General features: G+C 68.1%; 24 protein-coding genes. 9 read left to right on the top strand and 15 right to left on the bottom strand.

The window, feature by feature from the left end; translation table 11 throughout:
• Positions 1 to 39: 39 nt before the first annotated feature.
• The 7 genes from BN1959_RS00640 to BN1959_RS00610 form a co-directional block, all read right to left on the bottom strand.
• Positions 40 to 804: a class I SAM-dependent methyltransferase gene (locus BN1959_RS00640; protein WP_053946807.1), complete on the bottom strand. Its 765-nt coding sequence runs from the start codon at positions 802 to 804 to the stop codon at positions 40 to 42.
• A gap of 71 nt (positions 805 to 875) precedes the next feature.
• Positions 876 to 3,509, bottom strand: a complete 2,634-nt coding sequence (locus BN1959_RS00635) for a valine--tRNA ligase (protein ID WP_053946806.1) — start codon at positions 3,507 to 3,509, stop codon at positions 876 to 878.
• Positions 3,510 to 3,590: 81 nt separating this feature from the next.
• Complete coding sequence (gene pheT, locus BN1959_RS00630; RefSeq protein ID WP_053946805.1) at positions 3,591 to 5,405, bottom strand: phenylalanine--tRNA ligase subunit beta; 1,815 nt, start codon at positions 5,403 to 5,405, stop codon at positions 3,591 to 3,593.
• On the bottom strand, positions 5,405 to 6,910 hold the full coding sequence (gene pheS, locus BN1959_RS00625) for a phenylalanine--tRNA ligase subunit alpha (RefSeq protein WP_053946804.1): 1,506 nt from the start codon (positions 6,908 to 6,910) through the stop codon (positions 5,405 to 5,407). The genes pheT and pheS overlap by 1 nt, the downstream gene beginning before the upstream one ends.
• An 870-nt stretch (positions 6,911 to 7,780) precedes the next feature.
• On the bottom strand, positions 7,781 to 9,382 hold the full coding sequence (locus BN1959_RS00620; RefSeq protein WP_053946803.1) for a tryptophan--tRNA ligase: 1,602 nt from the start codon (positions 9,380 to 9,382) through the stop codon (positions 7,781 to 7,783).
• Positions 9,383 to 9,401: 19 nt separating this feature from the next.
• Positions 9,402 to 10,436 carry a tRNA-intron lyase gene (gene endA, locus BN1959_RS00615; protein ID WP_053946802.1) on the bottom strand — a complete coding sequence of 345 codons (1,035 nt, stop codon included), beginning with the start codon at positions 10,434 to 10,436 and terminating at the stop codon, positions 9,402 to 9,404.
• Positions 10,437 to 10,484: 48 nt separating this feature from the next.
• Positions 10,485 to 11,273: a topoisomerase DNA-binding C4 zinc finger domain-containing protein gene (locus BN1959_RS00610; RefSeq protein ID WP_053946801.1), complete on the bottom strand. Its 789-nt coding sequence runs from the start codon at positions 11,271 to 11,273 to the stop codon at positions 10,485 to 10,487.
• A gap of 60 nt (positions 11,274 to 11,333) precedes the next feature.
• Here BN1959_RS00610 and BN1959_RS00605 point away from each other — a divergent pair, with 60 nt between their 5' ends.
• Entirely contained in the window at positions 11,334 to 11,981 is a 648-nt protein-coding gene (locus BN1959_RS00605; protein WP_053946800.1) for an HAD family hydrolase, read from the top strand.
• A 95-nt stretch (positions 11,982 to 12,076) separates the two neighbouring features.
• Here BN1959_RS00605 and BN1959_RS14270 read toward each other — a convergent pair whose 3' ends face one another.
• The 3 genes from BN1959_RS14270 to msrA form a co-directional block, all read right to left on the bottom strand.
• Positions 12,077 to 12,370 carry a hypothetical protein gene (locus BN1959_RS14270; protein ID WP_079978573.1) on the bottom strand — a complete coding sequence of 98 codons (294 nt, stop codon included), beginning with the start codon at positions 12,368 to 12,370 and terminating at the stop codon, positions 12,077 to 12,079.
• 49 nt (positions 12,371 to 12,419) lie between these two features.
• Positions 12,420 to 12,761, bottom strand: coding sequence for a hypothetical protein (locus BN1959_RS14265; RefSeq protein WP_079978572.1), 342 nt, complete (start codon positions 12,759 to 12,761; stop codon positions 12,420 to 12,422).
• 100 nt (positions 12,762 to 12,861) lie between these two features.
• Positions 12,862 to 13,395: a peptide-methionine (S)-S-oxide reductase MsrA gene (msrA, locus tag BN1959_RS00600; RefSeq protein WP_053946799.1), complete on the bottom strand. Its 534-nt coding sequence runs from the start codon at positions 13,393 to 13,395 to the stop codon at positions 12,862 to 12,864.
• A gap of 146 nt (positions 13,396 to 13,541) precedes the next feature.
• Here msrA and BN1959_RS00595 point away from each other — a divergent pair, with 146 nt between their 5' ends.
• Together BN1959_RS00595 and BN1959_RS00590 are read left to right on the top strand one after the other, a co-directional pair.
• On the top strand, positions 13,542 to 13,793 hold the full coding sequence (locus tag BN1959_RS00595) for a hypothetical protein (protein WP_053946798.1): 252 nt from the start codon (positions 13,542 to 13,544) through the stop codon (positions 13,791 to 13,793).
• A 45-nt stretch (positions 13,794 to 13,838) separates the two neighbouring features.
• Positions 13,839 to 14,714, top strand: coding sequence for a homoserine kinase (locus BN1959_RS00590; protein ID WP_053946797.1), 876 nt, complete (start codon positions 13,839 to 13,841; stop codon positions 14,712 to 14,714).
• Position 14,715: 1 nt separating this feature from the next.
• Here BN1959_RS00590 and BN1959_RS00585 read toward each other — a convergent pair whose 3' ends face one another.
• Genes BN1959_RS00585 through BN1959_RS14940 form a run of 3 tightly spaced genes read right to left on the bottom strand, consistent with a single transcriptional unit; the run spans position 14,716 to position 16,561 of the window.
• Positions 14,716 to 15,258, bottom strand: coding sequence for a J domain-containing protein (locus BN1959_RS00585; protein WP_053946796.1), 543 nt, complete (start codon positions 15,256 to 15,258; stop codon positions 14,716 to 14,718).
• Between the two features lie 57 nt (positions 15,259 to 15,315).
• The gene (gene pyrF / locus BN1959_RS00580; protein ID WP_053946795.1) at positions 15,316 to 16,176 is read right to left on the bottom strand and encodes an orotidine-5'-phosphate decarboxylase; all 861 of its coding nucleotides are present in this window, start codon (positions 16,174 to 16,176) and stop codon (positions 15,316 to 15,318) included.
• Positions 16,177 to 16,219: 43 nt separating this feature from the next.
• The gene (locus tag BN1959_RS14940) at positions 16,220 to 16,561 is read right to left on the bottom strand and encodes a hypothetical protein (protein ID WP_053946794.1); all 342 of its coding nucleotides are present in this window, start codon (positions 16,559 to 16,561) and stop codon (positions 16,220 to 16,222) included.
• A gap of 73 nt (positions 16,562 to 16,634) precedes the next feature.
• Between BN1959_RS14940 and BN1959_RS00570 the strand changes: the two genes are divergently transcribed.
• Positions 16,635 to 17,651 (top strand): flippase-like domain-containing protein, encoded by a 1,017-nt coding sequence (locus BN1959_RS00570; RefSeq protein WP_053946793.1) that lies wholly within the window; start codon positions 16,635 to 16,637, stop codon positions 17,649 to 17,651.
• A gap of 48 nt (positions 17,652 to 17,699) precedes the next feature.
• Positions 17,700 to 18,110: an SHOCT domain-containing protein gene (locus BN1959_RS00565; RefSeq protein ID WP_053946792.1), complete on the top strand. Its 411-nt coding sequence runs from the start codon at positions 17,700 to 17,702 to the stop codon at positions 18,108 to 18,110.
• A gap of 1 nt (position 18,111) precedes the next feature.
• On the opposite strand, the gene BN1959_RS00560 is transcribed toward BN1959_RS00565, so the two are convergent.
• Positions 18,112 to 19,656, bottom strand: coding sequence for an amidohydrolase (locus BN1959_RS00560; protein ID WP_053946791.1), 1,545 nt, complete (start codon positions 19,654 to 19,656; stop codon positions 18,112 to 18,114).
• 134 nt (positions 19,657 to 19,790) lie between these two features.
• Here BN1959_RS00560 and hmgA point away from each other — a divergent pair, with 134 nt between their 5' ends.
• Genes hmgA through BN1959_RS00545 form a run of 3 tightly spaced genes read left to right on the top strand, consistent with a single transcriptional unit; the run spans position 19,791 to position 21,607 of the window.
• The gene (gene hmgA / locus BN1959_RS00555; RefSeq protein ID WP_053946790.1) at positions 19,791 to 21,023 is read left to right on the top strand and encodes a hydroxymethylglutaryl-CoA reductase (NADPH); all 1,233 of its coding nucleotides are present in this window, start codon (positions 19,791 to 19,793) and stop codon (positions 21,021 to 21,023) included.
• A 52-nt stretch (positions 21,024 to 21,075) separates the two neighbouring features.
• Positions 21,076 to 21,351: a ribbon-helix-helix domain-containing protein gene (locus BN1959_RS00550; RefSeq protein WP_053946789.1), complete on the top strand. Its 276-nt coding sequence runs from the start codon at positions 21,076 to 21,078 to the stop codon at positions 21,349 to 21,351.
• Positions 21,344 to 21,607 carry a type II toxin-antitoxin system RelE family toxin gene (locus tag BN1959_RS00545; RefSeq protein WP_053946788.1) on the top strand — a complete coding sequence of 88 codons (264 nt, stop codon included), beginning with the start codon at positions 21,344 to 21,346 and terminating at the stop codon, positions 21,605 to 21,607. Before BN1959_RS00550 ends, BN1959_RS00545 begins: the two co-directional genes overlap by 8 nt.
• Before the next feature lie 3 nt (positions 21,608 to 21,610).
• Here BN1959_RS00545 and BN1959_RS00540 read toward each other — a convergent pair whose 3' ends face one another.
• A complete protein-coding gene (locus tag BN1959_RS00540) occupies positions 21,611 to 22,126 on the bottom strand; it encodes a DUF5817 domain-containing protein (RefSeq protein ID WP_053946787.1) in 516 nt (171 codons plus the stop codon).
• Positions 22,127 to 22,218: 92 nt separating this feature from the next.
• Between BN1959_RS00540 and BN1959_RS00535 the strand changes: the two genes are divergently transcribed.
• Positions 22,219 to 23,052: an NAD-dependent epimerase/dehydratase family protein gene (locus tag BN1959_RS00535; RefSeq protein WP_053946786.1), complete on the top strand. Its 834-nt coding sequence runs from the start codon at positions 22,219 to 22,221 to the stop codon at positions 23,050 to 23,052.
• The last annotated feature ends 305 nt before the right edge of the window (positions 23,053 to 23,357 follow it).

Genomic DNA, 23,357 nt, shown 5'->3' with positions numbered 1-23,357 from the left:
CTATCGGTTGCGGTGTCGCGGCGTCGATTCCGGGCCACGTTATGCTTCGGCCGCGACGACGAGCGTCGGTGGCACGTCCGCCATCAGTTCGGGGTCGAAGCTCCCGAAGTCCGCCTCGTACGCGTCCGGGTCATCGTAGCCCGGTTCTTCGAGGCGCTCGATGGTGAATCCGGCCTCGATCAGCCCGTTGACGATCTCACTCACCGGGCGCCGATGGACGACCATCTCGGCGTCCAGTGACTCGCTGTAGGCTCGCTTTGGCTCGCCGCTGAAGTAGCTCCGGACGAGATCGCCCGACTCCGGGTCGAGCATCTTGTAGAACGGGTGATCGACGCTGAAGACGAGGCCCCCGCCGTCCCGCAGGACGCGGTGGGCCTCAGCGAAACACGCCTGGAGGTTCTCGACCCACATGAACGCAAAAGCCGAGAACGCGAGGTCGAACGAGTCGTCGGCGACTCCGGAGAGGTCGGTGACGCTACAGTGGAGAAAGTCGACATCGACGCCGTGTTCGGCCGCGAGGTCGTGGGCGTAGTCGAGCTGTTCCGCGGAGATGTCGACGCCGGTCACGTTCGCCCCCTGCTGAGCGAGGGCGATCCCGAACTGCGCACCGCCACAGCCCAGTTCGACGGCGTCGACGCCCGAGACGTCGCCGAGCAGTCCCAGATCGTCGCCCTCCGGTGCGCCAGGGCCGAAGGCGACGGCGATCGAGTGGCCGCCCGCTTCCTGGAACGTCTCGGCCCACGCGTCCCACCAGTGCCGTGCCTGCTGCTCCGCCTCGGGTTCGGTCGTGTCGTTTCCGACCATACGGATCGGTGTGCCGGCAGGGAGAAAACCGTTCCCAGCAGCGCGTTACTGTTCGAAATTCGAGATGAGGCCTACGCCTGCACGATCACGAGCGCGCCGTCGGCTTCGAGCATCTCGCCCTCGCCGGTGAACTGCCGCTCGCGCTCGACGGTGAACGCCTCGGCGGCGAGTTCGTGGCCCGCGACCACGAGCGTCTCACCGTCGATCTCGTAGTCGCCGCTCTCGATCCCGGCCTCGATGTCCGGCACGTCGGCGCCGTACTCCGGGCCGACGACCGAGTAATCGAGGTCGATTCCGGTGACGACCGACTCGATCTCGGGTTCGGCGTCGAGCGTCTCGAGCGTGTCGACGTGCATCACGTTCCGGATGTCACGCTCGAAGCCGCCGATCCCGCCGTACACCGACACCGTGTCGAGTTCGGCGTTCAGCGGGAGCTGGCGCTCGCTCTTGTAGCGTCGGAGCGCGCCCACGACCGCCATCGCCGTCTCGCCGGCCTCGTGGTCGGCCTCGATCCCCGTGGGTTCGGGCCACGCGGTACGGTGGATGCTGTCGAACTCCTCTCCCCCAGCGTACATTTCTTGCCAGATCTCCTCGGAGATATGGGCGAGTATCGGCGCGAACAGCTTCAGGAACCGCCTGTGGGCGACCGTCAGCGTGTAGGTCGCCGACTCGTCATCCTCCTCGCGGACGCGCTGTTTCGCGATCTCGAGGTAGTCGTCACAGAACGTCCCCCAGAAGAAGCTCCGGAGGCTGTCCCGCGCCTTCGAGAACTCGCGGTTCTCCAGCTTCTCCTTCACGAACTCGGCCTCACCGTCGAGTTCCGCCAGCAGCCAGCGGTCCAGCGCCGAGAGCTCGGACTCGTCGATCTCGGGCACGCTCTCGGGCGTCAGCGAGTCGACCAGCTTCGAAGCGTTCCAGAGCTTCTGGAGCAGCTTCTCGCCGGCGCGCAGCCCCTTCTCCTGGTAGGGGAGGTCGTCGCCGATCGAGCTCCCCGCGGCCCAGAACCGGGCGGCGTCGACGGGGAACTGCGATTTGACCTCCTGGGGGCTGACGACGTTGCCCTTGGACTTGGACATCTTCTGGCGGTTCTCGTCGAGCACCATCCCGTTGATCATCACCGACTCGAACGGCACCTCGCCGGTGTGCTCGTAGCATTTCACCACGGTGTGGAACAGCCAGAAGCTGATGATGTCGTGGCCCTGCGGGCGCAGGTCCATCGGGAACAGCTCGGGGTTGTCCATCGTGAACTCCCCCTGCTCCTCGTCCCAGTCCCAGCCGGCGTTGATCAGCGGCGTCAGGCTGGAGGTCGCCCACGTGTCGAACACGTCGTCTTCGGGGACGAACTCGTCGTGGCCACACTCGGGGCAGGCGTCGACCGGCGGCTCGTCCGAGAGGGGATCGACCGGCAGGTCGGCCTTGTCGGCGATGATCTCCTCGTCGCACTGCTCGCAGTACCAGACTGGGAAGGGAATCCCCGAGGAGCGCTGTCGGGAGATACACCAGTCCCACTGCAGCCCCTCGATCCAGTGTTTGTACCGCGAGAACATCTTCTCGGGGAACCAGTCCATCTCGCGGCCGGCTTCGAGATACTCGTCGGTGCTGTCGAGCAGTTCGACGTACCACTGGTCGGCGACGAGGAACTCGACGCCCGTGCCACAGCGCTCGTGGACGTTGACGGTGTGAGTGATCGCCCGGCGGTCCAGCAGCGCGCCGGCGTCCTCGAGATCGGAGACGATCGCCTCCCCGGCGTCGGCGGCGGCCATCCCCTCGTACTCGCCGGCCACGTCGGTCATGTGGCCGGACTCGTCGATCGCGACCCGGAGGTCCAGATCGTGGGCTTGGTACCACTCGATGTCGGTCTGGTCGCCGAACGTACAGGACATCACGATCCCCGAGCCGGTCTCCATGTCGACACGCTCGTCGGCGATGATCGGCACCTCGTGGCCGAACAGCGGGATTCGCGCCTCCTCGCCGACGAGGTTCTGGTTCTCCTCGTCGTCGGGGTGGACGAACACCGCGACACACGCGGGAAGCAGCTCGGGCCGCGTCGTCGAGATCGTGAACTCCTCCTGACCCGCGGATTCGGTGTCGACCACGTCGAACGCGATGTCGTGGAAGTGGCTGTCCTGTTCGTCGTCCTCGGTCTCGACCTGCGAGATCGCCGTCTCACACTCCGGACACCAGATCGCCGGCGCACGCTGGCGGTACTCCTTCCCCTGCTCGTAGAGATCGACGAAGGAGAGCTGGGAGACCCGCTGGACCTGTGGCTCGATCGTCCGGTAGGTGTTGTCCCAGTCGATCGAGAAGCCAAAGGACTGCATGTTCTCGGTGAACTCGTCTTCGAACTCCGCACACACCTCCCGACACTTCTGCTGGAACTCCCGGCGGGAGAAATCCTGATGCTGGATGTCGAGTTCTCGCTCGGTCAGGCGCTCGGAGGCGATTCCGTTGTCGTCGTAGCCAAAGGGGTAGTACACCTCCTCGCCCTGCATCCGGGAGAACCGGGCAACGATGTCCTGCAGCACCGTCCCGTACACGTGGCCCCAGTGGAGGCTGCCCGACACCGTCGGCGGCGGCGTGTCGATGGCGAAGGCGGTGTTGGGATCGTCTACCTCGCTCTCGCGGTAGGCGTAGGTGTCCTCTTCGAGCCACCGATCCTGCCACTTCTCCTCGACGACGTCGGCGTCGTACGGGCCGCTGGGCATGTTGGCTGAACGTTCCCGTGAACGCCTGTTAAATAGCTCGGTCCTGTGAAAACGCGCCACAGGGCGGGCTGGAACGGAGTCTCAGTCCGCGAGCGCGTCCAGCCGGAACTCGAACGCCGCGACCGGCACCTCCAGATCGCGCTCGACGAGCACCTTCGGGTGGATCTCGCCGATCACGCCCACGTGCTCGCCGTCGATCACGACCTCGGCCGCGCGGCCGCCGATGAAGCTGGGGTGCTCCGTCCCGGGTGTTTCGAGATCGACGTCGAACTCGCCGACGAGCGCCTGCAGCTTCCCCTTGATGTCCTCGTACGTCGCGTCCGTACGCGCGATCGCGGCCGCGACCGTGCGGTGCTCCGCGACGCCCGTGTTCTCCTCGTCGTCGCGCTCGGCGACGAAGCCCACCTCCGCGAGCTCCTGCGGGTAGCGCCGGTGGGTGTTGTTCTCCAGCACGTGCATGATCGAGGGGAGCGCCCACGTCCGGAGCTGAGTGTAGTCCTCGCTGTAGGCGCTGGTAACGTTCACCGCCTCGCCGCCGCCCAGCGCGTCGCTCCCCTCGTCGACGTTCATGCGCTCGTAGTTCTCCGCGGGCGAGGAGAGGTGGAAGTTCAGCAGGTCCTCGAACCCGAGGCCGACGAGCGCGGTCCGGGTCGCCCGTTCGAGTCGGCTCCGCTCGTGGCGGCCGCCGATGGTGCCGATGTCGGGGTACTTCGGTTCGAGGTCGCCGAACCCGTACGCCCGCCCCACGTCGTCGACGAGGTCCATGGAGTGGAGCACGTCGGTCCGGTACGGCGGGATCGAGACCTCGTACGTCGTCTCGTCACCCAGATTTGTCGTCGCCTCCAGCCCCGAACGCTCGAATAGATCCACGGCCTCCTCCATCTCCAGTTCGATCCCGAGTGTGGTTTCGATCTGCTCGTGGGAGACCGTCTTCTCACGGGTGTCGAGCTCCGGCCGGACGAGGTGGTCGCCCGCGTGCTCGCCGGCGGCGCCGTCCTCGTACACCACGTCGACGTCTTCGAGGGTCGCGCCGCGGGCGTCCAGCGCGTAGCAGATGATCGCGAGCATCCGGTCGATCGTCCACTGGTCGGTACCGGTGAGCTCGATCAGCAGCTCCCGGGACTCCGTGGAGACCTCGGTCCGCTGCCCGTTGATCACCGGCGGGAACGAAAACAGCCCCAGCTCGTCGTAGATCGCGGGGTAGCGCTCGTACTCGCTCACGAGATCGGCGTACTCCTCGCCCGTCGAGTGGTCGGTCAGCACCTCGGCGGGGGTCATCCCGCGGTCGGCGTCCAGCGGGACGAACTCGTCGCCGTCGGGCTCGATCCCGCGGTAGGTGATCGTCGGGCCGCCCACGTCGGTCGGCCCCTCGTCGCCGGCCACGGGCGTCAGGTCCTCGGGCGGTTCGAGCTCGTTGTCCTCGCCGATCTCGCGCTGCTCGATGCGCTCGCCTTTGAGCATCGCGAGGTCGTGGATCCCGATCGCGCCTTTCGCGCGCTTGCGCCCCATCGTCGCGTGGAGCTTCTCTTGGAGCTGGATCAGCGAGTCCAGCGCGTCCTCGTCCAAGTCCACCCCGCGTGCGACCGCGCCTGCGACGTACGGGCGCTCGCCCGGGACCGAGGGGTCGACCTCGATCGTCCAGTCGGAATCGTTGGTGTCCGGGACGGTCACGCCGCGGTCGTCGCCGTACTGGTAGCGCAGCGACCGGGCGACGCCCTCGACGGAGAGCCGGTCGAGCCGATCGGGCGCGAACTCGAACTGGAGATCGCCGTCCTCGGTCTCGCCCTCGAACTCCAGGCCGAGGCCGAACAGGTCCTCCTTCAGTTGGTCGTCCTCTTTCTCCTCGTGGCCGGTCAGTCGGCGCAGTTCGTCGGTGTCGATATCGACGACGGGCATCAGTAGATCACCTCCGCGTTCCGCAGGAACTCAAGGTCCGCGAGCGTGCCGTGCAGGTCGCGGATGTCGTCGGCGCCGGTGTACAGCATCGCCAGTCGCTCCAACGCGAGCCCCCAAGCCATCACGTCACACTCGACGCCCAGCGGCGAGAGGACCTCCTCGCGGAAGATGCCGCTGTTGCCGATCTCGATCAGTTCGCCGGTCTCGGGGTGCCGGCCGAACAGTTCGAAGCTCGGCTCAGTGTAGGGGTTGTAGTGGGGCTTGAACTGTACGTCCGTAATCCCGAACTGTGCGTAGAACTCCTCGAACGTCCCCATCAGGTCGCGTACCGAGAGCTCCTCGGCCATCACCCAGCCCTCGATCTGGAAGAACTCCAGCAGGTGCGTGGCGTCGATCGTGTCGTTGCGGTACGCCTTCTGCACCGAGAAGTAGCGCTGTGGCGGTTCGAGTTCGCCCTCGGCCTCCCCGGAGAGGTACCGCATCGAGAGCGACGTCGTGTGCCCGCGGAGCGCGACCTCGCGCGCGAAATCTTCACTCCACGGCGAGTGGTAGCCGTCGCCATCCGAGCCGACGCCCTCGCGGTGGGCGTTCTCGACCGCGCGAACGAGATCCTCGGGCAGGTCCTCGACGGGGTCAACGTCCAGGGCAAAGCGGTCCCAGTGCGTTCGTGCAGGATGGTCCTGGGGCATGAACAGCGCGTCGTTGATCCAGAAGTCGGCGTCGGCGTGGGGGCCGTCCATCTCCTGAAACCCCATCCCGACGAGGACGTCCTTCACGCGCTCGGCAGCCTGCCGGAGCACGTGAACCTTCCCCGCGCCTGCCTCGGTCGCGTCGGCCTCGACGTTGTAGTCGGTGAACTCCACCTCCTGCCACTCGCCGGAGGTGAGCATCTCGGGGGTGAGCCGGTCGGCGGTCTCGGCGGCCTCGACGCCGGCCATCAGCGCGTCGACGCCGTCGTCGGTCAGCAGCACCGAGCGTACGGTGTGTTCCTCGCGCTCGATCAGCCCGCGCTCCGCGAGCCGGTCGAGCAGCCCCTCGTCCTCGACTGTCTCGCCGGTGTCGATCCGTTCGAGTGCAGCGAGTTCGGGGTCGGCGTCGGGATCGGCGTCGGGGTCGGCGGTCACCTCGCCGCTCTCGATCTCGCCGTAGCCTTTGCGGGCGAAGTTCGACAGCGCGATGTCGACCTCGGGCCCTTCGAGGCCGGCGGCGCCGATGACCTGCCCCATCGAGATCGGCTCGTCGCGGGCGCCGGCCTCGACGGCCGTGCGGTAGAGCCGGACCTCCGGGAGGCCCTCGGTGAGGTACGTTTCGGCCTCGTCGGTGATCGAGACCGTCTCCTCGGTCTCGCTCTCGACGGAGAGCAGCCCCTCGTCTTCCAGTTCGAAGACGGCAGTCCGGGCTGCCGCCTCGTCGATCCCCGCCTCGGCGGCGAGCTCGGGGATCGGCTGTGCGTCGGTCGCGCTCGCGGCCTGCAGGGCCGCGACCTGTCGTTCGGGGAGTCGCATGTGGTGAGTGTGTGGTTTGGTGGTCGCCCCGGCGTCGCTGGGGAACGGTGCTGCCCGCTCGGTCGGTTTCGCCCGGGCCGCCCCGCGCCGGGCTCCGCCGACCGATCAGGCGAAGAAGAACCCGACCCCGCGACCGTCGGCTGCGTGGCGGTGCGTCCGGGCGGCGGTGTCGGGCGCCATACGCGGAGGAACCTCCCGAGCGCGCAAAAAGGTTCCGTGAGTGGGCCGGATTCGGTGGTTGTGTCATCGGTAGCGGACGTCCCAGTGTGGAGTGGGAGGGCTACTGCGACGGCGAGACGAATTTCGGTCAGCGAGACAGCGACCGCGACAGCAACAGCATCTCGATGCTTGGCCACTTGCGACCGCAGGGTGCCGGACACGAGGTCCGGCACAGTACCGAGTCCCCACCCCTCCCCCGCGGGCGTCGCCGAGAGTCTTCGACTCTCGGCTGCCAACCAGAACGCTTTGCGTTCTGGTGACGCCGGCGATTGGCGCCGGCGAGGCGTCCACCGCCACCGCACCGCTGAGGCTGTTGGCGCGCGACGTGAGCAGGGCGAGACCGGCGGTCTCGCTGGCAGTGCGGGCGACGCGTGGGTCGCCCGCACGACGCCTCCGTGCGCGAACGAGCGCGCGAGGTCCTCGTGAGTGAACCGAACGAGGGCACGAGGGAGCTCCGCTCCCTCGGAGGACGAACGACCGCAGGGAGTGAGTCGGCTGGGGAGGTCTGAGGGCTGTGCGGGGCGGTGCGGTCACAAGTGGTCGAGCTCACTCCGCGGTCGTGTTCGCGACCCAAGCACCGAACCCCGCAGTACTGTTCGTAGCCGTGCCGTCGGCGATACCGACGAAAAACGAGACGAACGAAACTCCGACCTAAACCGCGTCCTCTTCCTCCCGCCCGCCCAGCCCGCGCCGATCACTGCTCAAGTCGATGTCCACGTCCTCGAGCAGCTCCTTCGCCTCTTCCCGCTTCTCCTGGTGGTCTTCGAGGAACTCCGCCATCAACTCGGCGGCCTGCTCCTTGCAGCCGCCACAGAGGCGCTCGCCCTCGGCACACTCCTCGTACACCCGGGTCGCGAACTCGTCGTCGCCCTCCGCGAGCAGGTAGGCGTACAGCTCGTACACCGGGCACTCGTCGGGCTTCCCACCGAGTTCGCGCTGCTCCTCGGCGGTCGTCCGGCCGCCCGTCGCGGCGGACTTCACCTTGTCGTAGCCGTCCTCGGGGTCGTCGAGCAGCGAGATGTGGGAGGCAGGGATCGAGGAGGACATCTTCCCGCCGGTCAGGCCGGTCATGAAGCGGTGGTAGATCGACGACGGCGCCTCGAACCCGTAGCCGTCGTGCTCGATCTCGACCTCGCGGGCGATCTCCTGGGCCGCCTCGGGGTCGAGGTCGAAACTGTCGATGTGGGCGTCGTAGCGCCGCTTCTCGCCCGGGATCTCTTCTATCAGCGCGTCGAACGCCGCCGCGTTCGCGTTGCGGTCGAGGAAGCGCACGCGGGGGCGGATCGGCTCCTTCCCGCCGTTCTCCAGCTTCTCGACCAGCGAGTCTCGGGTCGCGGGGTCGGCGTCGACGGGCGCCGCGGGATCGTTGACGAACGCGAGGAGGCGCTCCGCGGCGTCCTCACACCGCAGGTCGTCGGTGTCCACGTCGTCGGTCGCCTGCAGCGCGTCGTACAGGTCGCGAAACAGCGCACGCTCCTCGTCGTCGAGTTCGAAGCTCGCGAACGCCTCGGTCACTTTGAAGTAGCGCATCCGCGCGGCGGCGTCGCGGGCGAAGCGGACGTGCGGGTCCTGATCCGGCCCGACCGGGATCACCGTCGGCATCGGCTCGTCCAGTTGGGGGTAGAGGATGTCCGCCAACTGCGTCACGACCGACTGCATGTGGCTGACGTTCGTCTCGCCGCCGAAGCCGTAGATCGCCTCGAACTCCGAGAAGTTCGTGGTCGAGCCGATCTCGAACGCGAGATCCTGCAGCACACGGTTGTCCGACTGGCGGTAGAGCTCCCCCGCCTCGGGGTCGAACCCCAGCGCGATGAAGGAGAGCAGGTAGCTCCGGGCGTGCTCGTCGATCTCGTCCCAGGACATCCCCCGGGCGGAGTGGGCTTCGAGGTCGGCGATCAGGCCGTACACCTCGCCGCCCTGCTGCTGGTGCCAGATGAGCTCGTCGAACACCATCTTGTGGCCGATGTGGGGATCGCCCGTCGGCATGAACCCCGACAGCGCCGCGAACGGCTCGTCGTTGGCCATCGCCTCCGCCACGCGCTCGTACTCACGGTGGCCGAAGATCGCCCCGCGGCGCATCAGGTAGTGCGGCTCCGGCACCTCCTCGGCGTCGAACTCCTCGATCCCGAACTGCTCGAACAGCTTCGGGTAGTCTTCGATGGTCGAGGAGCCCCACGGGTCGAGGGCGACGTCGTCGCTCGATACGCTATCGGTGCCCCCGTCTGTCTTCGGTGTGGGTTGGTCCTCGGTCATCGGTGGTCCTCGCCGCTGCTCACGGCGTGATTCGCTCGACGCAGAGCCAATCTATCTCCCCAGTCGGCTCGGTCAGCGCAAAAACCATTCGCTTGCGAACCCCGCCGGCCAGCCGTACGTCGAGTGACAGCTCCCGGGGGAGGAACTCGTGGTCCGGCTCCACGACCCGGACCAGCTTGTCCGAGTGGCCCAGATCCGAGAGGCCGTCGAACGATTCGTACACCCGGAAGTCCGCGCCGAACTTGAACCCGGACTTGGGCACCGCGCCCGCCGCCCGCAGCGACTCGTACGCCGCGTAGCGCCGGCGGAACCGCTCGCCCTCGATCGCCTCGGCGTGGCCCTGCACCGTCGCGAGATCCAGTTCCAGCGAACCCCGATCCGCGAGGTACGCCGCCTCCAGCAGCGAGAGTTGGAGCGGGCCCGAGTCGGCGTTTCGCCCCGCCAGTCGCTGCCCGAAGAAGCCGCCCTCGTACAGTTCCTCTGGCGGCTCCCAGACCAGCAGCCGGTCGTCCATCAGCGTCGCGTCGAGGGAGTCGGGCAGCGGCGGGTCCGCAGTGCCCGACGGGGAGAGCCACTCCGTGCCGAAGTAGGTGAGTTCGCCGTCCTCGTCGACGATTGCGAGCACGTGCTCGTCGACGCTCGCCGCCAACAGCGGCGCACGCTCGCCGACGACCCGGAGCCGGTGGGCGATCTCGTCGTCCGCGGGGCCCTTCCCGCGCGGGTAGACGACGAAGTCCGTCGCGTCGTCGACCGAGTCGTCGACCCAGCCCTCGCGGGCCGGCGAGAGGTAGAAGCCGCGATCGCGGAGGTCCTTGTAGACGACGAAGGAGAGCACCGCGTCGGTCCGGGTGAGGAACTCGCGGAACCCCATCGAGGTGCCGTCCTCCCCCGTGACCGCGTCGAGATCGCCGCGGTAGAGCAGGTGGGCGGCCTCGACCGGCGCGAGTTCGATGTCGCTCCCGCCGGCCGGGCGGCCGTACCCCCCGGAGTCGTAGAACCGCTGTTTGGCGTCGCCCGAGAGTCGGACCACGCCGTCGCGAAGCGTCCCGTCCATGGGGCTACGTCCCGGGGCGGCGGGTATAGGGGCTGTGATCGCCCCCGATCACGGGCCGGCGCAGCCGTCGACCACCCCCTCCCGGTAGCGATCGCACGTCCCGTCCAGACACCGCCGCCCCGTGGCCGTCTCGAACACCGGCAGCCCGCAGGGACACTCCCCAACCGCCTCGCCCGCCGGGATCGAGAACGTCGTCTCGCAGTCGGGGTAGGCGTCACAGCCGAGGAACGGGCGGTTCCCGCGGTTCACCACCGAGAGCGCCGCGCCGCAGTCGGGGCAGTCCCACCGGCCGTCGAGCGCGTCGGCGACGATGTCGGCCAGCGAGTCACACCGCCAGTCCACACAGAGCTCGAACGTCTCGCCGCGCTCGACGCACATCCGCGGCAGCCCACAGTCGTCGCAGGTCTCGTCGAGCACCGTCGCCCCCGCGGGGAGCCCGTAGGCCGCGTCACAGCCCAGACAGGTCACCTCCCCGCTCGATCGGACGAGCGCGTCGCCGCAGTCAGGACAGTCGCCAAGCGGCACGCCCGCCTCGCTCGCGGGGTACTCCCGACGGCCCGTCGGTGCCTCCGAGACCACACGAAGTTCCTGCTCGCCGCTCCGGGCCGTGATCGCGAAGGAGTCGCCCTCGGTCTCGGTCGTCAGTTCGTCGGCGCGGGTGAGCCACGCCACGGGCTGATAGCCGCCGGCGTCGTGGACCAGCACGGTTCGGTCCGGCTTCACCACCACGACCACGTAGCCGCGCTGGGTCCGCTCGCGCTCGCCCTCGAACTCGATCGTGCAGTCGCCCGCGAACAGTCGGATCCGGTCGGTCACGCGCGGGAGTGGTCCCGGCATCGGCCTTGAGCGTCGGCGCGAAACCCCAAACACGATGACGCGGGCACCAGTACGGCGATCATGGACGCGCTGCTGTTCGACATGGACGGGGTCGTCGTCGACTCCGAGGACTACTGGCACCCCGCCGAGCGGGAGGAGCTACTCCCGCAGGTACTCGACGGGGAACTGCCCGACCTCGACGAGATCACGGGGATGCCGTACCGCGAGATCTACGACTACCTCGACGCGAACTACGAGACGCGGGTGTCGAAGGCCGAGTTCGTCGACCTGTACGACGAGACCGCCGAGACCGTCTACCGGGAGAAAGTGGAACTGCTCGACTGCTTCGCGGCGGTTCGGGACGGCGCCCGCGACGCCGGCGTTCCGGTCGGGCTCGTCTCCTCGTCGCCGCCGACGTGGATGAGGTACGTGCTCGATCGGTTCGGTCTGGAGTTCGACCTCGTCCTCTCGAACGACGAAATCGACGCTCCGGGGAAGCCCGAACCCGACATCTACGAGACGGCCGCCGAACGGCTGGGTGTCGATCCGGCGGACTGCGTCGCCGTCGAGGACTCACGGAACGGCACGCTCGCGGCCGAACGGGCGGGGATGGTCGTCGTCGGGTACCGTGTCGACCACAACGCGGGGACCGATCTCTCGGCGTGTGACGTGATCTGTGTCGGGAGCGAGGAACTGCGGGAAGAGCTGTTGAGGCGGCTAGAACAGTAGCCATCTTGGCTATATTCAACTCCAAGTCTGTTCGAGACCATCTGTAGTGAAACAGCCGGTAGGGAGGATTGCGTACTTCCCAAAACAGACTCTACTCACTCAGCCCAGATTACTTCAGGAGCCAGTATGAGGAGACCGAGGAAGACGATCAGGACACCGAGGCCAACTATTCGAAGTACGCCTGCTGAACGCTGTCGGGTCGGCGGAAGAGATTCGGCTACCCCGGTGAATGCGAACGCGATACCCAAAAAGAGCATATTGTGAGGGCCGTCGAGTACAATGCCGAAATACGCCCAGCCGAGGAGGCAAACGACGGAGAGGAGTGAGAAAAGGAGCGCCTTTCGCCGTCCATCTGGCTCACGAAACAGTATCCGGCGAACTGAGTTCACACGTACTAACAGACGTTTGACCAATTAAACCGTTCGGCTGAACTTACCGTTACGCAGATGCGCTTCGCTCCGAGGACTCACAAAGTGCGATACGTGCCTCGTCGGCAGAGACGCCAATGATGATGACTTCCAGCCCGTGTTGAGTAGCGATGTTGCGTATGCTTTCCGGGGCGTTTTCTGGAGCAGCATCCACGGCACCACCCCTCGGTAGCCCGTCGAGAACCCGTATCAAAAGCGATTGGTTCTCGTGTTTCAATCCTCCCTCGCGTGGGATGTTTCCGGATACCCACTCACCGGACAGTCCCGGCACGGCCGTATCGCCGCTATCGAACTCGAATCCAGAATAGCCCGCCTCTTCGAGCTCCTGTCTCACACCTTCCCAATCGGTCATTAGTCGTCTAATCGAACAATATCGGCGTAAATATACCGCCGATACTTGTCGACGCACAGCAGATCTTCCGCCAGCCACAGATCTCGGCAGAACCGCTTTCTTAGGCCTCGACTTCCTGCTCGAACTTCTCGCGGACCTTCTCGATCTTCGGCGTCGCGTGCATCGAGCAGTAGGCGTCGTTCGGGTTCTTCTCGAAGTAGTTCTGGTGTTTCTCCTCGGCGTGGTAGAACGTCGAGAGCGGCTGAATCTCCGTCACAACCTCGTCGTCGTAGCCGCCCTCTTCCTCCAGCGCCTCAACGTACGCCTCGGCGACCTCGCGCTGCTGCTCGTCGTGGGGCAGGACGATCGAGCGGTACTGGCTGCCCACGTCCGGTCCCTGTCGGTTCAGTTGGGTCGGGTCGTGGATCGTGAAGAACACCTCCAGCACGTCCTCGTAGCGCAGGACGGTCTCGTCGTACTCGATCTGCACGACTTCGGCGTGGCCGGTGTCCCCGGAACAGACCTGGCGGTACGTGGGGTCATCGGTGTGGCCGCCGGCGTAGCCGGCGGTCACGTCCTCGACGCCGGAAAGCTCCTCGAACGCCGCCTCGACACACCAGAAGCAGCCGCCACCGACTGTCGCTGTCTCGGTCATACCCGTCCGTAGCGTACGCGAGCGTATGTATGTGGCGCGCGCTCCGCTCGCCCGCGACCCAGTCTCCCGCGGCGTCGGCAGCCACCGCCGAGCGCCGCCCGAGAGCAGAAGTTTAAAGCGCCGTTCGGACCGAGTAGCCGTAAGGAATGCTCCCGCTCCAGGTCATCGACAGTTTCCTGCTCAACTACAACATTGGGCAGATACTGTTGCTCGTGTTCGCCCTGGGAACGCTCGGCCTGCTCGGCCTCGGGTCGAAGAAGGTGCTCGGGCTGCACTTCGGTGCGTTCGGCCTGATCTTCCTGTTGACCCCGCAGGCGATCAACCCCAAGCTCTACCTGTTCCTCGGGCTGGGGCTGGTCGTGATCGCGCCGATGCTGTTCGCCACCGCCGACGAGTAGCCACCGAGCGCCAGCTTTTTCGCGCGAACCACGGTACGACTGCCCATGCGAACAGTCCGCGCGCCGGCAACCAGCGCGAATCTCGGTAGCGGCTACGACACGTTCGGCGTCGCGCTCTCCCACCCGGCGGATATCGTCCGGGTCGAGCGCGCCGACCGCACCACCATCGAGGTGACCGGCGCCGGCGCCCAGTTCATCCCCGAGGACCCCGAGAAGAACACCGTCGGCGCCGTCGCCGACGCACTCGACGCCCCCGCCCACATCGAGATCGACAAAGGCGTCAGGCCCGCCTCGGGGCTCGGGTCCTCGGCGGCCTCCGCCGCGGGCGCGGCGCTCGCGCTCAACGACCTCTACGACCGCGGCTACTCCCGCAAAGAACTCGTCCCGATCGCCGCCGAGGGCGAGGCGGTCGTCTCCGGCGCCGCCCACGCCGACAACGTCGCCCCCGCGCTGTTGGGCGGCTTCACGATCGCGACCGAACACGGTGTCCGCTCGGTCGGGACGGACGTCCCGCTCGTCGCGTGTCTCCCCGAGGAGCCCATCTCCACCCGCAAAGCCCGCGAAGTCGTGCCGACCCACCTCACGATCGAGGAGCTCGTTACCACCGTCGGCAACGCTGCGACGCTCTCGGTCGGGATGTGTCGCTCCGACCCCGAGCTCGTGGGGGCGGGGATGGCCGACGAAGTGGTCACGCCCAACCGCGCGGCGCTGATCACCGGCTACGACGATGCCGTCGAAGCGGCTCGCGAGGCCGGCGCCCACGGCGTCACCGTCAGCGGCTCCGGCCCGGGGGTGCTGGCGGTCTGTCCGCCACAGCGCCGGCGCGCCGTCGCGAGCGCGATGGTCGAGGCGTTCGCGGACAACGGCGAGGACGCCCGGGCCTACCGGACGTGGACCGGAAACGGCGCGGAGTTCGTCTGAGTCAGTCCTCCCGCAGGCGTTCGTACGCGTCGTTCACTTCCTGAAACGTCTCGGCGTCGCCATCCTCGGTGTCGGGATGGACCTCCTTCACGCGGTCGCGGTAGGCCGACCGCACTACCGCCGGCTCGGCGTCGGCGTCGACACCGAGTACCGCCGCGGCCTCCCGACGGGCGAGGCTGTCCGCGCCGCGGGAGCGCTCGCGGCCGCTCGCGCGCCGTCGTCCCTTCCGCCGGGCACGCTCGGAGTCACGCGTCCGGTCCCGTCGGCGGCGCCCCGCCGCGTCGGCGTGGCCGGTTCCATCACTCTCGGGGCGGGCTCCCTCGCTCGTGGTTCGTCCGTTTGCCGCCCGCGCTCGGCATGTGCCGGAGGGGCCCAGCCGGCCGTATTCGCCGAGGGAGCCCTCCCAGAGGAGGTAGGCGCCGGCCGCAAAGGGGAGGGCGGCGACGACGAGGAACGGCTGGACCGCGATCGCGGCGATCAGCAACACCGACGCGAGCCCGGTCAGCACGGCCGCGAGCACGACGCCGACCGTGTCACGGACCATAGCTGATTTTGGGGCGTGAGCCACCTAAGCCCCTCGCCGGGGGAGCAGTCTGCCGCCTCAGCGGTACTGGTTCAGGCGCTTTTTGAGCCGCGCGGCGGCGTCGCCCGCCGCCGCGAAGTACGCGTCCTCGTCGGGGTCCCGCCCGCCCGAGGCCCCGGAGACGGTGTTCCGGCCCACATCCTCGCCGGCGAAAATGATCCCGCGCGAGGAGTTCACGAGCCCGACGTCGACGGGCCACGCGTCGCTCGACGCGAGGCCGTGTTCGACCGCGGCCTCGGCGTCGCCGCCCTGTGCCCCCACGCCGGGGACGAGGAACGGGATTTCGGGGACGACCTCCCGGACGGTTTCGAGCTCCTCGGGCGCAGTCGCGCCGACGACGAGACCGACGTTGCCGTGTTCGTTCCAGGTGTCCGCGAGCGCGGCGACGCGCTCGTAGAGGGGTTCGCCGGAGGCGAGTTCGAGGTCCTGCAGGTCGGCGCCGCCGGGGTTTGAGGTCCGACAGAGCACGAACACCCCCGCGTCGGCCTCGGCGAGGAACGGTTGGAGCGAGTCGCCGCCCATGTAGGGGTTGACGGTGATCGCGTCCACCTCGTCGAGCACCTCGGCGTACTGTCGTGCGGTGTTGCCGATATCCCCGCGTTTCGCGTCGAGCAGGACGGGCACACCTTTCCCGTGGGCGTAGGCCACCGTCTCTCGGAGCGCACGCCAGCCGTCGGCGTCCTCGTAGAACGCGGCGTTCGGTTTGTAGCAGGCGGCGTGCTCGTGGGTCGCGTCGATGATCCGACGGTTGAACGCCCAGCGAGGCAGGTCGTGGTCGTCGAGGAACTCCGGGATGCGGTCGGGGTCGGCGTCCAGCCCCACGGAGACTACGCTGTCGGCGTCGTCGATGCGAGCGGCGAGGTCGTCGAAGAAGGACATATCGGGAGCGCGCACTGGCGGGGCAAGAAGCCTGCCGTTTCGGTCAGTCCTCGCCGTCGGAGTCGACGCTGCTCGCAGGTCGTTCCTCCCCGCTCGCTTCCGAGGCGGTTTCCCGCCGTTCACTTCGTTCGCGCCGTTTTCCCGCCTCGCTACGCTCGTCCTCGACGGAGACATCGTTGCTGGCGGCCTCCCTGCCCGCCGCGACCTCCGCTTCCAGCTCCTCGATCCGGCCTTTGAGCTCGGCGATCTCGTCGCTGTCGTCGCTGCCGCCGACGAACCGGACGAACAGGAACAGCGCCGCGAGGACGACCGGGACGCCGACCAACAGCGCCATCACGAGGAGGATGATCAGCAGTTCCGGGCCGCCGGGGATTTGGAGGAGCATGGCGGGAGCGTGGGCCGGACGGGGCATGGCTCTTTCCCCCGAACGATTTACGCGTGCCGCACCACGTCGGAGCGTGTCCCGCGCCCGTCAGCGTCTCTCCGTTGCCGCCGGTCTCGCCGCGGGACTGCTCGCGCTGGCGCTGTTCGGCTGGCTCGTCGGCGTCGAGCAGGTCGTCTCGACCCTCGCGTCGCTCGACCCGATGCCGTTCGCGCTGGGGCTCGTCGCGGCCGTCGGCGGGGTGGGCGCGCAGTTCCTCGCGCTGGCGGCGCTGCTCGGCGTGCGCCCCTCCGTCGACGGCGCGCTGGCGTACCTCCGCGGGGTCTACGGCCGCCAGCTCCTCCCGGTCGGCAACGTCGCGGGGCCGGTGCTGATCGCCTACTCGATGCGCTCGGCGACGGGGATCCCGACCGACCGGGCGCTCCCGGCGACGATCATCGCGCAGGCGTCGACGTTCCTCGGCTCGACCGTCGTCGCACTCGGGGGGACGATCGCCCTCGTCGCGGGAGGCCGGACCGGGCTGCTCCCGGTCGCCGGCGTGCTCGCGGTCGTCGCCGTCGGCTGGATCGCGCTCGTCGGGGCGCTCGTGACCGGGGTCGACCTCGACAGGATCGTCCACGCCACCGCGGCAGCGGTCAATCGAACGCTCGGCCGGCTCTCCGGACGCATCGCGACGAGGACGAGCAGGGAAGCGATCGGGCGAGGGCTGGGGGAGTTCGACGAGGCGCGACAGCTGATCCGGGCGGAACCCAGCCGGATCGTCGTCGCGGCCGGGCTGTCGATACTGGGCTGGACGCTGCTCTCCCTGCCGGCGGTGACGACGGGCGTGGCGCTGGGGACGCCGGTCGCACTGGCGGTCGCTTGTGTCGCCGTCCCGGTGAGCGACTTCCTGAATCTCCTCCCGGTTCCCGGCGGGGTCGGCGGTGTCGAGGTGGTGCTCGCCGGCGCGCTCGTCGCGCTTGCGGGGATCGACCTCGCGGCCGCCGCCGTGATCGCGTTCTGTGTCCGGCTCTGCACCTACTGGTTCGTGCTGCTGCTCGGCGGGACGGCGACGACGCTGCTCTCGACGCGGGCCGGCGCCGCCGGGTCCTGATGTCCACGCAGCGACAGTAATATGAGCCGACAGCGACAGCCGTGTGGTATGAGCGATCTGGTCCATCGCGTCGCTCCCTCCAGCGCCCGTGCACGGATGTTCCTGACCGGCGCCCTGCTCGTCGCGGCGATGATCGGCGTGCTCTCGACGACGATGGCGGGCTCTACCGCGGCGATTGTGCTCGCGGTGCTTTTCACCGTCGCGACCGCCGGGCTGGCCGTCTCGCTCGGCCGCGGGCTCGTCGAGCAGGCCGACGCCGCACCCGAGGAGGCGAACCCCGCCGCGAGTGAGCCGTCGGCAGTCGAGGAGACCGCCGACCCGATCACGACTCTCCAGCAGCGTTACGCCGAGGGTGAACTCACCGACGAGGAGTTCGAGCGACGGATGGAGCGGCTGATGGAGAGCGACAGTGGCGGTACTGCGGAGCGTGAGGAACGCGAGCCGGCGTTCGAACGCTGAGTCAGCGCCCGTCGTACACGACCTCGCCGTCGACGACGGTCATCGCCACGTCGATATCCTCGATCGATCCCTCGTTGTCCCACGGCGACTCCTCGAGCACCGTGAAGTCCGCGAGCTTCCCCGTCTCGACGGTGCCGAGTCGCCCCTCGTCGAAGCCCGCGTAGGCCGCGCCCAGCGTGTACGCCCGGAGGGCCTCGGTGACGGCGAGCCGTTGGGCGTCGACCTCGGTGTTGACGGCGTGGTGGACGCCGAGCAGTGGATCCAGCGGCATGCAGTCCGAGCCGAACGCGATCGGGGCGCCCGCGCCGTCAAGCAGCGCGTAGCGGTTAGTCTCCGCCCGGCGCGCGCCGAGCCGGGACTCGTAGAGCCCGCCCTCCTTGGCCCACTTGAGGAAGTTCGGCTGGACCGACGCGATCACGCCCATCTCGCCGAAGCGTTCGATCGCTTCCTCGGAGGCCAGTTCGACGTGCTCGACGCGGTGGCGCATGCCGCCGGGGTCGTCGGTCTGCTCGAACGCGTCGAGCGTCTCGTCGATCGCCTCGTCGCCGATCGCGTGGACCGTCATCTGGAGCCCCGCGTCGTCGGCCTTCTGAACGATTTCGCGAAGCTCCTCGGGCTCGACGACCCACGAGCCGTACTCGTCGGTGTCGTCGTGGTAGGGTTCGGAGAGCTTCGCGGTCCGGCCGCCGAAGCTGCCGTCGGTGAAGGACTTGACCCCGCCGACGCGCACCATCTCGGAGCCGTGGTTCGTCCGCAGGCCGGTCTCGATAAGCGCATCGAGGTGGTCCGACCAGTAGTTGATGCGCACCCGCAACGAGAGCTCGTCGGCGAGATCCATGTCGCGATACACCTCGGGAGCGTACGACCCGCGGACCATGTCGTGGACGCCGGTAACACCGAGTTCGTTCGCGCGAGCCTGTGCGGCCGCGGCAAGCCGGCCAGTCTCCGCGGCGTCGGGCGCGACCGCGTCGTACAGCACGTCGACCGCCTCCTCGACGAGCACGCCCGTCGGCTCGGTCCCCTCGTAGTGGACGTTCTCCGCGGCCATCTCCTCGGCGTAGCGATCGAGGACGACGCTGTTGACGGAGGCGACGTGCATGTCCTCCCGGAACGCGACGACGGGACGTTCCTCGCTGACGGCGTCGAGGTCCTCGCGGTCGAGGTAGCGGTCCTCGGGCCACGTGCTCTCGTCGTAGCCGTAGCCGCGGATCCACTCCGGATCCTCCGCGTGGTCGGTCTCCGCGGCGCGCTCACGGAGCAGCGACACCGCCTCGTCGAGGTCGTCGGCCGCCGAGAGGTCGGCGTGGACGAGGTACTCCCCGACGGTCGTCAGGTGCGTGTGGGCGTCGATGAACCCCGGGAGCAGCACGCGGCCGTCGAGGTCGATGGTGTCGGTGTCGGTGCCCGCGAGGAACTCCACGTCGTAGCTGCTCCCCAGCCGGACGATCTCGCCGTCGCGGACCGCGACGGCCTCGTACGTCTCGTCGGGGTCGGTCAGCGTGTGGATCTCGCCGTCGAGGAAGACGGTGTCGGCGGCCTCGGTCATTGCCGGAGGACGGGCCGGATCGGGCAAAACCGTTCGGGAAGCGGGCGGTCCCGCGGGCGCGGTCACCGTAGGACGGGGCGAGCCGACCGCCCCGGATCGGTAACGGTTTGCCCGCGCCGACGGAACCCGGGGGCATGACCGACCGCGTCGACGCCGACGCCGCCGAGGAGCTGGCCGACCGGGTCGAGAGCGGCGACCTGCGGCTGTACGAGCTCGAGGACCACGCCGACGCTGACACCGCCGCCGCGGCCCGGCGGCTGGTGGTCGAGCGCGACTCCGGCGCCGAACTGGAAACGACCGGCGAGTACGCCTTCCCGGCCGAGCAGGCGGCGGGCAGCAACATCGAGAACATGGTCGGCGCCGCTCAGATCCCGATGGGCGTCGCCGGCCCCGTCACCATCGACGGCGGCGCGTTCGAGGGGGAGACGTACCTCCCGCTCGCGACCACCGAGGGCGCGCTGCTGGCCTCCGTCAACCGCGGGCTCTCCGTCATCGACGATGCCGGTGGCGCGACCGCGCGGGTGACGAAGACGGGAATGACCCGCGCGCCGGTGTTCCGGACGAGCGGGATCGCGGAGTCGCAGGCGCTGGCGGAGTGGGTCCGGGAGAACACCGAGAAGCTTCGAGAGGCTGCGGAGTCGACCACGAGCCACGGGAAGCTGCTCGACGTGACGCCCTACGTCGTCGGCGACAACGTCTTCCTGCGGTTCCGCTACGACACCGCGGACGCGATGGGGATGAACATGGTCACGATCGCGACCGGGGAGGCCTGCGACGTGATCGAGCGCGAGACCGACGCCTCGCTGGTCGCGCTCTCGGGGAACCTCTGTACCGACAAGAAGCCCGCCGCGATCAACGCCGTCGAGGGGCGGGGCCGCAGCGTCACCGCCGAGGCGACGCTTCCCCGGGAGTTCGTCGAGGAGACGCTGAAGACCACGCCCGAAGCGATCGCGGAGGTCAACACCCGGAAGAACCTGATCGGCAGCGCGAAGGCGGGGAGTCTCGGGTTCAACGCACAGGTCGCGAACGTCGTCGCCGCGATGTACCTCGCGACCGGGCAGGACGCCGCACAGGTCGTCGAGGGCAGTAACGGGATCGTCTCCGTCGAAGCGCGGGAGGAGGGGCTGTACGCCGCCGTCTCGCTCGCGTCGATCGAAGTGGGCACCGTCGGCGGCGGGACGAAGCTCCCGACGCAGGCCGAGGGGCTGGACGTGCTGGGGATCCGCGGCGGCGGCGATCCTGCGGGCTCGAACGCCGACGCGCTCGCGGAGTGTGTCGCGACGGGTGCGCTGGCAGGGGAGCTCTCGCTGCTCTCGGCGCTTGCGTCGCGGAACCTGTCGAGTGCGCACGCGGAACTGGGTCGGTAAGGCGCGTCGACGGCGGCGAAGGTTTTTCTGTGATACAGCTGTATCACACAGTATGAGCACCGACGCCGAAAGTGGGGACGACCGAATGCGGAAAATCAACGTTCGTGTGCCCGAGACGCTGCTCGAACAGATCGAAGACGAGTGGGAGCGCCGCGGATACTCGAGCAAGTCCGAAGCGATTCGGGACGCGCTCCGTGACTGGGTCGACCCGTCCACGAAACTGAGCGACGAAACGCTCGACGACCTCGAGGAGAGTCGTGAGCAGCGAGAACAGGGTGAGACGGTGTCGGAGGAAGAGGCGCGCGAACGGCTCGGACTCGATGACTGAGGTCGAGTACACCGAACAGGCACTCGACCATCTCGACGGGCTCGATCCACAGGTCGCCGACCGCGTACTGAACAAAGTCGAAGAAGCGACCGAGTGGACCGAACACCGACTGGAACCGCTTTCGGGATATCCGTACTACAAGCTCCGAGTCGGTGACTATCGGGTAGTAGTGAGTTGGGACCGTAGTGACGGCACCATCGTCGTCGAAGCTGTCGGCCACCGACGGAACGTCTACGACCGACACCTTCCGCCCTGAACGCTACACCAACCGCAACTCACCGCCGGACTCGATCACTTCCCCCTGTCGCCGGAGCTTCTCCAACAGCTTCTCCGCGGCGCCGCGGGGAACGCCGTCCTCAACCACACGCTCGACGATTTCGGCCTCGGTTCCCCCCTCCCGGACGGCATCGCGAACTTTCTCGTCGCGGCTGCGTGAGGCCGATTTCGACGTGTCGCCCGCCGCCTGCACCTCGTCGGCGTCGATGCCCGACTGTTCGAGGTACGCTTCCTCGGAGAGCCCGCTCTCCTCGATGCGCTCCTCCAGTTCGGAGACGTGCGCCACGTCGTCGAACGCGGCGCTGTCGCCGTGTTTCTTCGCCAGCAGGGCAGCGCGAGCCTCGCGGGCGGCCTCGCGGTCCTCCGACTCGAAGAAACGATTGAGCTTCTTCGTCTGGTGGCGCCGGCCGCATTTGGGGCAGGTCGCGGAGTCGCTCTCCCGGGGGTCCGTGAGCAGCCAGTAGGTGCCACACTCGGTACAGCCGACGACCGCGTACATGCCCGGGAGTGGTACGCTATCGGGTATGAATCCTCCGCTCATAGTCATCCGGCCATCCCGGCGTTTTTCTCGGCCTCCGCCCACCTCCGGGTATGCGCGTGCTGGTCACCGGATCGGAAGGTCAGGTCGCTTCGGGAATCAAGCAACACCTCGATACCGACGACTCGCCCCACGAGTTCGTCTACCTCGATCGCGAGGACGCCCCGGACGTGGACGTCGTCGCCGATATCTCGGAGTACGACGCGATCCGGCCGGCGTTCGACGGCGTCGACGCGGTCGTTCATCTCGCCGCGAACCCCGCGGTTTCGGCGTCGTGGGAGTCCGTCGAGCGGAGCAACCTCGTCGGGACGCGGAACGTGCTCGAAGCCGCCGCAGACGCCGAGGTCGAGCGGTTCGTGTTCGCCTCCTCGATCCACGCCGCCGGGATGTGGGAGGAGGAGGGGAAACCGGACGTGTACGAACTCGACGACGACACGACCGTCACCGTCGACGACGACGAGCGACCGGACTCCTACTACGGCGTCTCGAAAGCGTACGGCGAGGATCTGGGGCGGTACTACGTCGAGCAGCGGGAGTATCCAAAACGGTTCTACGCCGCCCGGATCGCGAGCGTTCGTGGGGGCGACTACGACCACCCGTACGGCGACGCGGAGCGTGGCGTCGAGGAGGGGCGGTGGGAGCGCAGGAGCGAGGCGTACACCGAGCAGGTGAAGCGGCTGAAGGGGACGTGGCTCTCGCTGCGGGACTGGGCGCAGTTGGTCGAGCTCTGTTTGACGGACGAGGACACCGAGTTCGGGATCTTCTTCGCGACCAGCGACAACCCCCGGAGTTGGTTCGATCTGGAGCACACGAAGGAGCTACTTGGGTACGAGCCGCAGGATTCGGCGAGTGATTGGCAGTCGCCGCCGTCGGAGTTGTTGGAGTGAGTGGGTTCGGGCGGTTTGGTTTTTGAGTTCCCTTGAGTGATTCTTTTTTACGGCGACACAGCAACCGCTCCGGCGACAGCATCTCGATCGTTGGCACCTTGTGACCGCACCGTCCCGCACAGCCCACACACCTCCCCAGCCGACTTCCTCCTTCGCTCCGCTCAGTCGGTCGTCCCTCGCGCGCTCGTTCGCGCACGGAGGCGTCGTGCGGGCGACCCACGCGTCGCCCGCACGGCCAGCGAGACCTTCGGTCTCGCCCTGCTCACGTCGCGCGCCACCGCCGGCAGCGGTGCGGAGGCGGTGGA

Origin of the sequence: Halolamina sediminis (assembly GCF_001282785.1) — an archaeon.
Taxonomy (GTDB): domain Archaea; phylum Halobacteriota; class Halobacteria; order Halobacteriales; family Haloferacaceae; genus Halolamina; species Halolamina sediminis.
The sequence above is the reverse complement of the archived record's forward strand: the minus strand, read 5'-3'. Positions and strand labels throughout refer to the sequence as shown.